At 34.0% G+C, this 14374-nt stretch carries 17 protein-coding genes; 14 read left to right on the top strand and 3 right to left on the bottom strand.

Going from position 1 to position 14374, the window contains the following annotated elements; all coding sequences use genetic code 11:
- Positions 1-165: 165 nt before the first annotated feature.
- Genes MHI39_RS09270 through MHI39_RS09305 form a run of 8 tightly spaced genes read left to right on the top strand, consistent with a single transcriptional unit; the run spans position 166 to position 5197 of the window.
- A complete protein-coding gene (locus tag MHI39_RS09270; protein WP_058002108.1) occupies positions 166-684 on the top strand; it encodes a YqeG family HAD IIIA-type phosphatase in 519 nt (172 codons plus the stop codon).
- A 2-nt stretch (positions 685-686) separates the two neighbouring features.
- A complete protein-coding gene (gene yqeH / locus MHI39_RS09275; protein ID WP_235849602.1) occupies positions 687-1787 on the top strand; it encodes a ribosome biogenesis GTPase YqeH in 1101 nt (366 codons plus the stop codon).
- A gap of 13 nt (positions 1788-1800) precedes the next feature.
- The gene (gene aroE / locus MHI39_RS09280; protein ID WP_342541144.1) at positions 1801-2652 is read left to right on the top strand and encodes a shikimate dehydrogenase; all 852 of its coding nucleotides are present in this window, start codon (positions 1801-1803) and stop codon (positions 2650-2652) included.
- A complete protein-coding gene (gene yhbY / locus MHI39_RS09285) occupies positions 2639-2929 on the top strand; it encodes a ribosome assembly RNA-binding protein YhbY (RefSeq protein ID WP_071976221.1) in 291 nt (96 codons plus the stop codon). Before aroE ends, yhbY begins: the two co-directional genes overlap by 14 nt.
- 11 nt (positions 2930-2940) lie before the next feature.
- Positions 2941-3516, top strand: coding sequence for a nicotinate-nucleotide adenylyltransferase (locus MHI39_RS09290; protein WP_071976220.1), 576 nt, complete (start codon positions 2941-2943; stop codon positions 3514-3516).
- Complete coding sequence (gene yqeK / locus MHI39_RS09295) at positions 3503-4084, top strand: bis(5'-nucleosyl)-tetraphosphatase (symmetrical) YqeK (protein WP_071976219.1); 582 nt, start codon at positions 3503-3505, stop codon at positions 4082-4084. The genes MHI39_RS09290 and yqeK overlap by 14 nt, the downstream gene beginning before the upstream one ends.
- Positions 4074-4430 (top strand): ribosome silencing factor, encoded by a 357-nt coding sequence (gene rsfS / locus MHI39_RS09300; protein WP_058002114.1) that lies wholly within the window; start codon positions 4074-4076, stop codon positions 4428-4430. The genes yqeK and rsfS overlap by 11 nt, the downstream gene beginning before the upstream one ends.
- Complete coding sequence (locus tag MHI39_RS09305; RefSeq protein WP_071976218.1) at positions 4427-5197, top strand: class I SAM-dependent methyltransferase; 771 nt, start codon at positions 4427-4429, stop codon at positions 5195-5197. Before rsfS ends, MHI39_RS09305 begins: the two co-directional genes overlap by 4 nt.
- 55 nt (positions 5198-5252) lie before the next feature.
- Here the strand turns inward: MHI39_RS09305 and comER are convergent, their stop codons facing one another.
- Positions 5253-6071 carry a late competence protein ComER gene (gene comER, locus MHI39_RS09310; protein ID WP_342541145.1) on the bottom strand — a complete coding sequence of 273 codons (819 nt, stop codon included), beginning with the start codon at positions 6069-6071 and terminating at the stop codon, positions 5253-5255.
- Between the two features lie 126 nt (positions 6072-6197).
- Here comER and MHI39_RS09315 point away from each other — a divergent pair, with 126 nt between their 5' ends.
- The 3 genes from MHI39_RS09315 (at position 6198) to MHI39_RS09325 (ending at position 9808) form a co-directional block, all read left to right on the top strand.
- Positions 6198-6818 (top strand): helix-hairpin-helix domain-containing protein, encoded by a 621-nt coding sequence (locus tag MHI39_RS09315; protein ID WP_342541146.1) that lies wholly within the window; start codon positions 6198-6200, stop codon positions 6816-6818.
- A gap of 118 nt (positions 6819-6936) precedes the next feature.
- Positions 6937-7506, top strand: a complete 570-nt coding sequence (locus MHI39_RS09320) for a ComE operon protein 2 (protein WP_058002118.1) — start codon at positions 6937-6939, stop codon at positions 7504-7506.
- A gap of 10 nt (positions 7507-7516) precedes the next feature.
- The gene (locus MHI39_RS09325; protein WP_342541148.1) at positions 7517-9808 is read left to right on the top strand and encodes a DNA internalization-related competence protein ComEC/Rec2; all 2292 of its coding nucleotides are present in this window, start codon (positions 7517-7519) and stop codon (positions 9806-9808) included.
- Between the two features lie 95 nt (positions 9809-9903).
- Here MHI39_RS09325 and MHI39_RS09330 read toward each other — a convergent pair whose 3' ends face one another.
- Positions 9904-10035 carry a YqzM family protein gene (locus MHI39_RS09330; RefSeq protein ID WP_065107191.1) on the bottom strand — a complete coding sequence of 44 codons (132 nt, stop codon included), beginning with the start codon at positions 10033-10035 and terminating at the stop codon, positions 9904-9906.
- A gap of 295 nt (positions 10036-10330) precedes the next feature.
- Between MHI39_RS09330 and holA the strand changes: the two genes are divergently transcribed.
- The gene (gene holA / locus MHI39_RS09335; RefSeq protein ID WP_342541150.1) at positions 10331-11341 is read left to right on the top strand and encodes a DNA polymerase III subunit delta; all 1011 of its coding nucleotides are present in this window, start codon (positions 10331-10333) and stop codon (positions 11339-11341) included.
- A gap of 46 nt (positions 11342-11387) precedes the next feature.
- Here the strand turns inward: holA and rpsT are convergent, their stop codons facing one another.
- A complete protein-coding gene (rpsT, locus tag MHI39_RS09340; RefSeq protein WP_058002121.1) occupies positions 11388-11651 on the bottom strand; it encodes a 30S ribosomal protein S20 in 264 nt (87 codons plus the stop codon).
- A 269-nt stretch (positions 11652-11920) separates the two neighbouring features.
- Here rpsT and gpr point away from each other — a divergent pair, with 269 nt between their 5' ends.
- A complete protein-coding gene (gene gpr, locus MHI39_RS09345; protein ID WP_342541431.1) occupies positions 11921-13042 on the top strand; it encodes a GPR endopeptidase in 1122 nt (373 codons plus the stop codon).
- 108 nt (positions 13043-13150) lie between these two features.
- Entirely contained in the window at positions 13151-14359 is a 1209-nt protein-coding gene (locus MHI39_RS09350; RefSeq protein WP_342541151.1) for a stage II sporulation protein P, read from the top strand.
- Positions 14360-14374: the final 15 nt, after the last annotated feature.

The following is a 14374-nucleotide window of genomic DNA, read 5'->3' on the forward strand; positions in this document are numbered from 1 at the left end:
TGTCATAGATTTCCTCATAGTAGAGAAAAAAGAGAAATTACAATGACGAACAAACTTTTATTTTGAATACAGAGTTAAAATTGGTATGATAAAGTGTAACAAAAAAGTGAGTACTCGATTTTAAAATAAGGGAAGTCGGTCTAACATAGATAGGAGTGTCAATGATTGTTGCTGAAAAATTTTTTACCTAATCAACATGTAAAAAATGTATTTCTAATTAAACCCGAGGATTTAAAAGAAAAAGGAATAAAAGCCATAATTACAGATTTAGATAATACATTAGTCGAATGGGATCGGCCAAATGCTACCCCAAAGCTTATTGAATGGTTTGCGGACATGAAAAAACATAATATTAAAGTAACAATTGTTTCAAATAATAATGAAAGAAGAGTAAAGGCATTTGCTGAACCACTCGGGATCTCTTATATTTATGAGGCTCGTAAGCCGCTCACAAAAGCTTTTAAACGAGCAATCCAACTGATGAATGTGTCAAAAGAAGAAACAGTAGTAATCGGCGATCAGCTTTTAACTGATGTTCTTGGTGGAAATCGAAGTGGATTTTATACCATTTTAGTTATCCCTGTCGCACAATCAGATGGATTTGTCACTCGCTTTAATCGTCAAATAGAACGTAGAATTATGTCATCATTTAAGAAAAAAGGATTAATTAATTGGGAGGATTAACATTGATTGAAAATATTTGTATTGGCTGCGGGATTGCTGTTCAATCAGAAGACCCGAAAGAATTAGGATATGCACCACCATCTGCATTTGAAAAGGAAACATTAATTTGCCAACGATGTTTCCGACTTAAACATTATAATGAAGTGCAGGATGTTTCACTAACGGATGACGATTTTCTGAAAATATTAAATGGGTTAGGGACGGTTGATGGTTTAATCGTAAAGATTGTTGATATTTTTGATTTTAATGGAAGCTGGCTTCCTGGATTACATAGATTTGTTGGTAATAATCCGATTCTTTTAATTGGGAATAAAGAGGATTTACTACCAAAATCGGTGAAGAGAGAAAAGCTAGTTAAATGGATGAAGCAACAAGCGAAAGAATTAGGATTAAACCCGATAGATGTTCTCCTTGTAAGTGCAACGAAAGGTCATTCTATGGATGAGGCAATGGAGCAGATCGATCAATATCGTGACGGAAAAGATGTTTATGTTGTAGGTTGTACCAATGTTGGTAAATCAACATTTATAAATCGTATAATAAAAAATGTTACTGGTGAAAGAGATATAATAACAACCTCACATTTTCCTGGGACGACGTTAGATATGATTGAAATTCCATTAAGTGATGGAAGTGCTTTAATTGATACACCAGGGATTATTAATCATCATCAAATGGCGCATTTTGTTGATAAAAGGGACCTTAAAATTATTACACCCAAAAAAGAAATTAAACCAACTATTTTCCAATTAAACGAAGAACAAACATTATTTTTCGGTGGACTAGCTAGGTTGGATTATATCAGTGGTGGAAGAAGATCCCTTGTATGTTATGTTTCTAATGAGCTAAAAATTCATCGAACCAAAATAGAAAATGCTGATCAATTATATGAAAAACATGTAGGTGATTTATTACAACCACCAAGAAAAGATGATCTAAATCATTTTCCGAATTTAGTCCGTCATGAATTTGTTATTAAGGAAGCAAAGACAGATATTGTCTTTTCTGGACTAGGGTGGGTAACAGTGAATGAACCTGGGGCAAAAATTGCCGCGTATGTCCCTAAAGGTGTAAATGTAATGATCCGATCTTCATTAATTTAAAGGGGCGTTGGTCATGGCAAACATTTATGGTGTCATCGGGGATCCTATTGCCCATTCATTATCTCCCTTAATGCATACTGATGCTTTTAGGAGTCTAAACTTAGATCATTGTTATTTTCCTTTTCACGTAACATCTAATCATTTAGAAGAAGCGGTAAAAGGGATGAAGGTACTTGGTATTGCAGGATTTAATGTAACAATACCGCATAAGACGAATATTATCCCATTATTAGATCAAATCGACCCATTAGCTAAAGCGATCGGCGCAGTAAATACAGTTGTACGTGAGAATGATTCTTTTGTAGGCTACAACTCTGATGGTTTAGGATTTATCCGAAGTTTGAAAGAGGAATGGAAGAGAGAGTTAGAAAAAGAAAAGGTCTTAATCATTGGTGCAGGTGGAGCGGCTAAGGCCATCTTTTATTCTCTTGTACATGATGGTGTTCAGGCTATCGATATATGTAATCGAACAACTAAACGAGCAAAACAATTAGTTGAATCCTGTCCGTATCCATCTGAAACAAATATATTAACGATGGATGAGGCAGAGAAAACGCTAGACAGCTATTCTCTCATCGTACAAACTACTTCTATTGGGATGAGTCCAAATATGAATGAGACACCACTATCTATTCATAATATACTACCGAACACACACGTGGTTGATATTATATACAATCCTTTTGAAACTGCTTTATTAAAAGCGGCAAAAGAAAAGGGAGCATCCACAAGTAATGGATTAGGTATGTTTATTTATCAAGGGGCAATTGCTTTTGAAAAATGGACAGGCAAAGTACCGGATGTAAGAAGAATGAAACAAATTGTGATAAACCAACTAGGAGGACAACAAAATGTTAACAGGTAAACAAAAAAGATTTCTACGCTCGAAAGCACATCATCTGAATCCAATTTTTCAAGTTGGAAAAGGTGGCGTAAATGATAATATGATAAAGCAAATTTCTGAGGCTTTGGAGGCACGTGAATTAATTAAAATAAGTATTTTACAAAATTGTGAAGAAGATAAAGATTCTGTAGCGAACCTTTTAGTTAATGGAACAAAAGCTGAGCTTGTTCAAATTATTGGAAACATCATTGTTCTTTATAAGGAATCAAGGGAAAATAAACAATTACAACTACCATAGGTGATGCATTGATGAAAAAGCGTGTCGGTATTGTAGGTGGAACGTTTGATCCTCCACATTTAGGCCATTTAATCATGGCAAATGAGGTGAAGCAGGCATTACACTTGGATGAAATTCGATTTATGCCGAATAAAATACCACCTCATAAAGTAAGAAATAGTCGGGTGACAAATGATGATCGAAAAAAAATGATTTCTTTATCAATAAATGATCAACCCTATTTTTTATTAGATTTAATAGAGTTTGAAAGGGAAGGGCCCTCCTATACATTTGATACGGTTTCATTATTAAAAAAGAGAGAACCTGACATAGACTTCTATTTTATTATTGGTGCAGATATGATTGAATATTTGCCAAATTGGTATCGTGTAGAAGAATTAATCCAAATGATAAAGTTCGTTGGCGTTAATCGGCCGGGACATTCCCATCAAACAAAATACCCGATTCAATTCATTGAGATTCCTGATATAAATTTATCTTCGACTTTAATTAGAACGAAAGTGAAAAATAAGCAATCAATTAAATATTTGGTCGTTGATGAGGTCATGAATTATATAAAGGAGCACAATTTATATGGAGAGGAATAAAGCATTAGAAATAGTAGCAAAACAGCTGACTGAAAAGCGCTACACACATACTTTAGGTGTAATGGAGACAGCAATTGATTTAGCGATACTATATGAGGCAGATGAAAAAAAGGCTGAATTAGCTGCGATTTTTCACGACTATGCCAAATTTCGACCGCTTGAGGAAATGAAAAAAATCATCATTGAGAAAAAGTTTGACCCGCTTCTGTTACAGTACAATCCTGAATTATGGCATGCACCAGTAGGGGCATATTTGATTCAGGAGGAGGTAGGGATCAAGGATGTAGAAATTATTAACGCGGTACGCTATCATACCTCCGGTCGAATGAATATGACGCTACTTGAAAAAATTATTTACTTAGCTGATTATATTGAGCCAGGACGCCAGTTTCCAGGTGTTGAAGAAGCAAGAAAACTTGCTAAAAAGGATTTAGATGAGGCACTGATTTACTCAGTTAAAAATACAATTATTTTCTTAATGAATAAAAATCAGGCCGTATATCCGGATACGTTCACGTTTTATAATGATCTTGTCATGAAAAAGGAGAGATATGTGTATGGAGAATAGAGAACTTTTGAATACAGCGGTTAAAGCTGCTGATGATAAACGTGCTGAAGATATTGTTGTTTTAAATATGAAGGGAATATCCCTAATTGCAGATTATTTCTTAATTTGCCATGGTAATTCTGATAAGCAAGTTCAAGCTATTGCAAGTGAGATTAAAGATAAATCAGAAGAAATTGGTTACTCTGTCAAGCGCATGGAAGGCTTTGATGAAGGAAAGTGGGTATTAATTGATTTAGGTGATGTCGTTGCGCATGTCTTTCATCGTGATGAGCGTAGCTACTATAATTTGGAACGCCTATGGGGTGATGCGCCATTCGAAGATATACGCAGTGAGTTAACACCATGAGTTATGGGGATTTCGCCTATATTTATGATGATTTAATGCGTGATGTTCCATATGATCAATGGCTGAATTTTTTTCAAAATAAAGTAAAAAAATATAATATTTCTGGAAAAAAGGTCATGGACTTAGCATGCGGTACTGGAGAATTAACCGTTAAATTAGCTGAAGAAGATTTTGAAGTAACAGGGGTGGACTTATCAGAGGATATGTTAATGGTCGCTCGCGAAAAGGCAGAAAAAGTAGGTGTACCTATTCAACTTTTTCAACAGAATATGTGTGCCTTAGAAGGCCTTGGAACTTTTGATGCAGTTACTATTTTCTGTGATTCTTTAAATTATCTTTCTACTCCCGAAGAAGTACAAGAAACATTTAAGGGGGTATATACTCACTTAGATGATAATGGCTTGTTTATTTTTGATGTTCATTCAATCTATAAAGTGGATCAAATATTTATGAATGAAACATTTACGTATATTGATGATGAAATTTCATATATATGGAATAGTTTTGAGGGAGACTTTCCCCATTCAGTGGAACATGAGCTTACCTTTTTTGTATTGAATGAAAAAACTGATCAGTATATACGATTTGATGAGCTTCATAGACAGCGAACATTTCCAATTAGTGAGTATTCTAAATGGTTAGAAGCTGCAGGCTTTGATGTTCTTGAAGTTTCTGCTGATTATTCTGATAACATTCCAAGTGATACTTCCGAAAGAATATTTTTCGTTTGTAAAAAAAATAAACAAGAGAAAAAGTCGGATTTATAATTTTATAAATCCGACTTTTTTTGAAGGAAAAATAGAGTTTTTGTCGAAACTAGTATTAACTAAATTGTTTTGCAACAATCTCCAGATCTTCATTAAATTTACTATGCGTGGCTTGAAACAGTTTTTCAAAAATATCCCCAATACCATCTTCAAGTACTCCTATGCCTTCCCCTGTGATTCCTCCTTTAACACAAACCTTTTCCTGTAGTGTAGGAAGAGTATAGTAACCTTTCTTTAAGAGTTCTCCAAGGCCAATTAACATTTCACCAGCTAAAATCGTTGCTGTTGTTTGATCAATTTCGGTTTCAGCAACTGCACCATCAATAAAACGTTGGGTAAGGTAACTAAAAAAAGCTGGACCGCAACTAACAATATCTGAAGCTACTCTTGTAATATTTTGGTCAATGTCAATCGGAGTAGATATGAAAGAGAAAAGTTCTTTCAGCTTTCTTTTCCAATAGTTATCACAGTTTTTTCCAAAAGTTAATAAGGACACCCCTGATAAAGCACGATTAGTAATGCTTGGGATCGCTCGAATGCAAGAACAAGGGAGTAATTGTTCAAGTTGGTCTACAGAGATTGGACTTGTGATAGAAACCAGACATTTTTCCGTTGTCAGCTCGTTTTGATGTTTCTCTAATAATGGGTAAATATCATGTGGCTTTACACAAATGAAGATCAAATGACATTTTTCAATGACCTTTGATGCCTCATCACAAACATGCATCGATGGGAATTTTTGTTGAAGGGCTTCAGCCTTTACCTTTGTTCGATTGGTTATATAAATATTTGAAGGGTTGACTGCTTTTCCCTCAATAAATCCTTCAACAAGAATACTCCCCATATTACCGGTACCTATAAAGCCTATGTTCATTTTCAACACTCCTCGGGTCGCATACTACTTGAAAAACGATGACCGTCAAAAAACTATTCACAATACTTTATGTCTAACATGATTGTCCTTATTCAGTAAAAAACAAATTAATAAGGAGGTGTTAAGTTGTTGGAACGAATTTTTAAACAATATAAATTTCTTTTAATAGCAGTTGGACTTTTGGTGATCGTTATATTCCTGTTTATTGGAAAAAGTCCAAGGGAAAAACACGGTATTCATACGAGTGATTTCTCAGCTTATTTAGAAGAATCTGGTCAAAAGGAAGATGAGGATCAAAAAAATATAGCGGACATGAAGATCATCGTTGATTTGAAAGGAGAAATCGTTAACCCTGGAATTTATGAAGCGAATGATGGGGAGAGAGTACAAGATCTCATTACGAAGGCGGGTGGATTTAGCAAAAATGCTGATAAATTGAAAGTTAATTTAGCTCAAAAAGTAAAAGACGAAATGGTAATATATGTTCCTAAAATTGGTGAAGAAATAAATGTATCTCTATTTGATGAAGCTGAAAGTACTACCAACAATAGTGAGGGAAAAGTAAATATAAATTCTGCTAATAAGGATCAGCTTCAAACGATCCCTGGTATTGGTCCATCGAAAGCCGATGCCATTATAGAATATCGGGAGCAAAAGGGAGAATTTAAGAAAATAGAAGAGATTAAAAACGTTACGGGTATTGGTGAAAAGACATATGAAAAACTCAAAGACTCGATTTCGATTTGAGGGAAATAGAAATTCTGTAACGGAAAATAGAAACGCTAGAATCGAACATTGACGGGGTAACAAATGTACCTATAAACTATATAGGTAGAGAAATAATCTATAAAGAGGGGAAAAAGATATGGAAAGAATCTCTTGGAATCAATATTTCTTGGCGCAAAGCCATTTACTATCTTATCGAAGTACATGTACAAGACTAGCAGTGGGGGCGACCATTGTTCGTGATAAAAGAATTATTGCAGGTGGTTATAATGGATCAATAGCCGGTGGAGAACATTGTATTGATGAAGGTTGTTATGTTATAGACAATCATTGTATTAGAACGATTCATGCAGAGACAAATGCAATATTACAGTGTGCAAAATTCGGTGTTCCTACAAATGGAGCAGAAATCTATGTAACACATTTTCCTTGTTTGCAATGCTGTAAAACCATTATTCAGGCAGGAATTAAATCAGTATACTATTCCGAGGATTATAAGAATCATCCATATGCAATGGAGTTATATCAAAAAGCGGGTGTATATGTTGAAAAAGTTCCTTTTAATAAAAAATCCTTAGATTTACACTCTCAACAAAAAATAAGTTTTGTTCAAACTCTTCTAAAAAAATTAGATGATGTGGGAATCAGTGAAACAGAATTAAATTCCTTGCAAAATGAAGCAAAAAAACTATTTGAGGATTTAGTATAATAGGTAGATTATGAAAGGATATTGGCTTTTTCTAGCGGGTACAGCCCTCTGTGGAAGTTCACTCTTTTTAGGGGTTCATTGGGGGCTAATCATTGTTTTTCATTGCATTTGGTTACGGATTGTATTATTAAAAAAGAGAAAATTAATTATCCTATCCGTCGGGATATATGTTATTTTTGCACTTTATGGATTATGGGCCAATGAGCAAAGGCAAGTGACAAAGATTTCACCTACACAAACCTCCTTTTTCATTCAACTTAATGAACCCCCTCATATTAACGGAAATCAGTTTAAATCAATGGCAAAAACCAATCAAAAAGAAAATATCGTATTGAATTATAAAATAGGTACAGAAGTCGAAAAGAAGCGGTTAATGGAAAATATGTATAGTGGAATCATTTGTAAAGTAGAAGGTGAGTTACAAAAGCCTGAATCTAATAGAAATGAAAATTTATTTAATTATCGTCTTTATTTATATAGACAAAATGTACATTGGATATTAAAAGTTACATCCATTACTAGCTGTGAAGAATCAAGTAAAGGGTTCATTCAATGGGTCTTACGTGCTCGGGAAAATGGTTTAAAAAGAGTGGATAATTTATTTTCTCCAAATACGATTCCTTATGCTAAAGCCCTTTTGTTTGGTGATAGTAGTAGCTTTTCAGAAGAAATTTACTCCTTATATCAACGTTTAGGGATTGTTCACCTATTAGCTATTTCAGGTTTACATGTTGGTGTCATATCCTCTGGGATATTTTATATACTTATTCGACTAGGTTGTCCTCGGGAAATGGCGAGCTGGATTTTATTAATCATTCTACCTACCTATGCCGTTATAACGGGTATTCATCCTCCAGTTGTGCGTGCTGTTATTATGTCCATGCTCATTATAGGTACTATCCGAAAGAACTCACCTATTTCTTCGACAGATGCACTTTCAATATGTTTCATTTTATTTTTATTGAAGAATCCGTATATCATATTTCATATTGGATTTCAATTATCCTTTACTGTAAGTTTATGTATTCTGCTTGCTTCAAGATCCCTTCTACATCGACACAGAAGTTTTTTTACCAATTTAATGTTGGTATCTTTCATCTCACAAATTTCCGCTTTACCGATCCTTTCTTTTCACTTTTTTGAAATATCATTGATCAGCATTTTTAGTAACATCATCTATGTTCCTTTATATACCTTTATAGTATTACCATTATTTTTTCTTACTTTTATAAGTAGTTATATCGATTTTACTGTTTTTCATTTCATTGAGAACGCATCACATATCGTCGTATCTATTTCCGAAGGTTTTGGCAGCCTGCTGGATTTTAAATATGGAGTTTTAGTTACAGGGAAACCGGGTATGTTCTTCTTATGTATGTTCATTGTTGTCAGTCAATTGGTTCTATTCCTTCTTGAAAGGAGACGTTCAATTACTTATTCAATTTTTCCCCTTTTCATGATGATCCTCATTTTTAAGTTCTTGCAAATTTATGATCCAACAGGAGAAGTGACTTTTATTGATGTCGGTCAAGGTGATAGTATATTTATTCGTCTTCCTTTTCATCGAGGAACATATTTAATTGATACAGGGGGAGAAGTGAGCTTTCCTCAAGAGGAATGGGCGGTAAGAAAAAAACCATTTACGGTTGGAAAAGATATTCTTTTACCGTATTTAAAGAGTAAAGGGATAACTAAAATAGATAAATTAATATTGACACATAGTGATTCAGATCATATTGGAGCTGCTGAAGAGCTGTTAGAGAGGTTAACCGTAAATGAATTACTTCTATCCCCAAATTCATGGGAGAAGCCTATGATGTTAAAAACAGTACAAATGGCGTTAAGTAAAAACATATCCATTAAGGAAGTAAAGGCTGGATTTAAATGGAAAAATCAATCTGGATATTTTCACATCATTTTTCCGCTTGATAATCAATATGAAGGGAATAATGATTCTTTAGTTATTTATGCGGAATTGGGGGGACTTAGCTGGCTTTTTACGGGAGATTTAGAAGCAAAAGGAGAAAAAGAATTATTAGAAAATGATCATCTAAAAGTCGATGTTTTAAAAATAGGGCATCATGGAAGTAAAGGGTCAAGCACAGACGTATTTCTTCAAAAGTTAAATCCAACCTATGCGATTATTTCTGCTGGGAAAAATAATCGCTATCGCCATCCTCACAAGGAAGTTCTTGAGAGATTAACGGAAAATCATATTAAAATATTCCGCACAGATTTACAAGGTGCGATACAGTATAATTTTTTACAAAATAATGGAACCTTTCGAACCTTTTCACCATAGTATAAAGTAGTTTATCCAATCAAAAACATTTAAGTGTGAGAAAAATGAAGAGAGTTTGCAAAAGCAAACTCTCTCATAAATTCATGTTTTTTAAATTAGCCTACAAATTTGATAATAGTGGCAATGATGAACATCACAGCAAAAAGTGCGAATGAAACACCAAATCCAACTCCTGAATCGATTGCATCGTTACGTTTTGATTGTACATTTTTTTCAAATTGATTCACAACGACCCCTCCTATTTCAACTTTAGTATAGACTATTTGCTTAAAAAAATCTATATAACAAATCCCTATACTGACAAGAGTTTACACAAATACTTTTCAAAGACACGGTGAGAATAAAAATAAATAAAAGTCTACCGTTAATAAAAAAGTATCCTAGGCCTTTTTTATTAACGTTAACTATAGATTTGGGGGTTATCCTTCCATATTTAAAAGGTTAATCCCCTTTAAAATGCTTGTCAAAATCCTAATCCTTTTTTACGATAGAAGTATAACTCCTTTAGAAAGAAGGATTCGAATGATTGACCTATGGAAAAAGATTGAACAAAAGTTTTTTTCTCCATTATATCTATTATATGGAATAGAAAGCTATTTAATCAATGAAACAAAGCAAAAATTAGTGAATAATATGTTAACGGAAGAAGAAATGGATTTTAATTTGTCCACTTATGATTTGGAAGAGGTACCTATAGAAGTTGCATTAGAGGATGCTGAGACATTTCCTTTTATGGGTGAAAAAAGACTGGTTATATTACAAAACGCTATTTTCTTAACTTCTGAAAAAGGAAAACAAAAAGTGGAACATAATCTTTTAAAATTAGAAGAATACATACAAAATCCACCTGATTATACTATTTTAGTATTCATTGCTCCCTATGAAAAATTGGATGAACGGAAGAAAATAACAAAACTAATAAAAAAGAATGCATCTGTTTTTGAAGCTAAAAAATTAAAAGATGCGGAGTTAAAATCTTGGGTAATTGGGAAGGTTAAGCTGAATGGTGTCACGATCGATGAAGATGCAGCGGAATTACTTATAACTTTGTCAGGAACAAACCTAATGATGCTTTCTAGTGAAATAGATAAACTTTCTCTTTTTATTGGGGAAAATAATAAGATTGATAAAGCAACAGTTGAACGTTTAGCTTCTCGGACACTTGAACAAAATATATTTAGCCTTGTAGATAAAGTGGTCCATCGAAATATAAGTGATGCGTTAAGGATTTATTATGATTTGTTAAAGCAAAATGAGGAGCCAATCAAAATTCTATCCATACTAGCCAACCAATTTAGACTTGTTTATCAAACAAAAGAGCTATCAAGGAGAGGGTATGGTCAGCAGCAAATAGCAACACATTTAAAAGTCCATCCCTTTCGAATTAAATTGGCTGCTGGACAAGCACAACTTTTTTCAGAAGAAGAGCTGAAAAGAATCATGCATTTATTAGCTAAATGTGATTATCAAATGAAAACAAGCTCTTTAGATAAAGTGATGATTATAGAGATGTTCCTATTTCAATTGAAATAAAATTAGTGAATAAAAAAACGATCCTTAATTGGATCGTTTTTTCTTATTAAGCATTAGCTGTGTTTAATTTTTTCATTAAACGTGCTTTTTGTCTATCCGCAGTGTTTTTATGGATAAGACCTTTTGATGCTGCTTTATCAAGTTGACTTACAGCAGTAGCTAATAGGTCTTTTGCGTTTTCATCTTTATTGACAACTGCAGCTTCGAATTTCTTCACAGCAGTACGCATAGTTGATTTCATAGCAGAGTTGTGTGCGTTACTTTCAGTGCTAGTTTTTACGCGTTTGATGGCAGATTTGATGTTTGGCATTTCTTTCACCTCCTACGAGTAATGAAAATTCAATCACTCGACTTTCACAATCCTTAACAATAAGAACAAGTGATATTTTATCAAACGAACCTTGATTATGCAATACTTAGCCTAGAAAAAGAAATAGAAAAAGGGCTTTTCTAGTAATTTTAAGATGTACTATTCTGTAAATCATCGTTAATAGGAATGAATCTATCTAAATTAGGCAAAAATATAAAATATGAAAAAAATCCTAATATGTTTGTGTCTACATAAGGAGGAACATATTGATGAAGAATCGAGATGAAATAGATTTAAGCTTGTATTCCGTGAGAACAGACTTAGCTTTAGAAGCGAAAGACATGGCTGTAGAAGAACGCTTAAAAAGCCAAGAAAAGGAAACGGAAATCGAAGGAGTAATAATAAAAGACCGACAAGTTGGAGATATAAAAATTTCAACAGTACAAATAACCAAACAAGGTGAACAAGCGATAGGTAAAAAAGCGGGAAATTATTTGACTTTAGAGGTTCAGGGTATCCGTCAACAAGATTCTGATTTACAAAAAGAAGTAGAGGAAGTGTTTGCGAATGAGTTTAGTCAATTTCTTCAAGCTTCAAAAATTCCAAAGGATGCCAGTTGTTTAATTGTCGGCTTAGGAAATTGGAATGTAACACCGGATGCCCTTGGTCCACTTGTTTGTGAGAATGTGATTGTCACAAGACATCTATTTAATTTGCAACCTGAAAATGTTGAAGAGGGCTATCGCTCTGTAAGTGCTCTTGCGCCAGGGGTAATGGGGTTAACGGGTATTGAAACTAGCGATATTATTTTCGGGGTTGCGGAAAAGTCTAAACCTGATTTTATTATTGCCATTGATGCCCTTGCCTCCCGTTCGATTGAACGCGTCAATTCAACGATACAAATATCGGATACTGGCATACATCCAGGGTCTGGGGTAGGGAATAAAAGAAAAGAACTAAGCAAAGAAACGCTAGGGGTGCCAGTGATTGCAATTGGTGTACCTACTGTTGTTGATGCTGTTTCCATAACTAGTGATGCAATAGACTATTTATTAAAGCATTTTGGAAGGGAAATGAGAGAGGGAAATCGTCCTTCGCGTTCATTGGCGCCTTCAGGTATGACATTTGGTGAAAAACGAGAATTGACAGAAGAGGATATGCCTGGAGAACAACACCGGAAAATGTTTATGGGGATGATCGGGACACTTGATGATGACGAGAAACGAACATTAATTCATGAAGTGTTGGCGCCTCTTGGACATAATTTAATGGTTACACCGAAGGAAGTTGATGTATTTATTGAAGATATGGCCAATTTAATCGCTAATGGTTTAAATTCTGCATTACATACATCTGTTAACCAAGAAAATGTTGGTTATAAAACAAGATAGGAGAATCGTCTCGTTTTTGTAAGATAAGTCATTTCATTCTGCTAAATTGTTCTACTTTTTCTAGTAAAAACATACATTACTATAAAAATTGCTAGAAAGGGTGGAACGATGAAATCATATAAAAATCGTAGCTATATCGTTACGTTGAACATTTCTAGTGTAATAAAGGCAGGAGTTATCTTTTTTCTAGCATTAGTTTTAATGTTCTCTATTTCAGGATTACTTACAGCTTTAAAACCAGGATATCGGGTAAATTCAAATTTAATTCATCAAGCAACGAAGCATTTATCGAGTAAAGTACTTTTTCATTTTCTGGCAACAGATACACAGATGATTAAAGCAGGAATGCAAGATACAGAAGAGTTTCCAAGTTTGGGAAACACGATCATAAATATGGCAACAAATATTAGCTTTAAAGATCCGAGAAGTTTTATCGGACGTGAACTACCAGGTTTTGCTTTTTTTGATAGTGAAATTCTTGTTGCTGGAGAAGGAACAGATTTTACGAATTTACCGATAGAGTCTGTTCCATCTGATAAGATCTTCCATGCAAAGGAAGATCCTAATTTAAAGGAAGTACCAGATGAATCTCAGGAGAAGAAAGAGAATGATATAAAACAAAATCCATCATCTTCCGATCTAGAGAAAAAGACTGTTTATATCTATTTTACACATACACGAGAATCATTTCTTCCATATTTAGATGGTATAACAGATCCAAACGCAGCTCAACATTCAAAGATTAACGTTACGAATGTAGGTATGAAGCTTAAAGAGCAATTAGAAGACCGGGGCATAGGGACTATTGTGGACAAAACCGATGTACAAACTCTCTTAATTCAAAAGGGTTGGAAATACCCCCAATCTTATCAAGAATCTCGTGAAGTGATTCAAACTGCAATGAACAAAAATCGGGACCTGAACTATTTAATCGATATTCATCGAGATTCACGTCGTAAAAAAGATACCACGATCACGATTAATGGACAATCCTACGCCAAGATTGCATTTGTTATTGGAGGAAATAACCCGAACTATGAAAAGAATGCAAAGCTAGCTAAGCAGTTAGATAAATTATTACAAGAAAAGTATAAAGGTCTTTCAAGAGGAGTTTTAAAGAAGGAAGGTTCTTTAACAAATGGAAAGTTCAACCAAGATCTTTCATCAAATGCAATATTAATCGAAGTAGGTGGAGTTGATAATACATTTGAAGAAATGTATCGAACAACTGCCGCTTTAGCAGATGTTTTTAGTGAATATTATTGGCAAGCTGAACAGGTAGATGGAAATCAATCCAATCCACCTAGTAAACAATAACCTAAGTATTGATAT

The sequence above is a fragment of the Heyndrickxia sp. FSL K6-6286 genome, from assembly GCF_038630395.1.
Classification (GTDB): domain Bacteria; phylum Bacillota; class Bacilli; order Bacillales; family Bacillaceae_C; genus Heyndrickxia; species Heyndrickxia oleronia.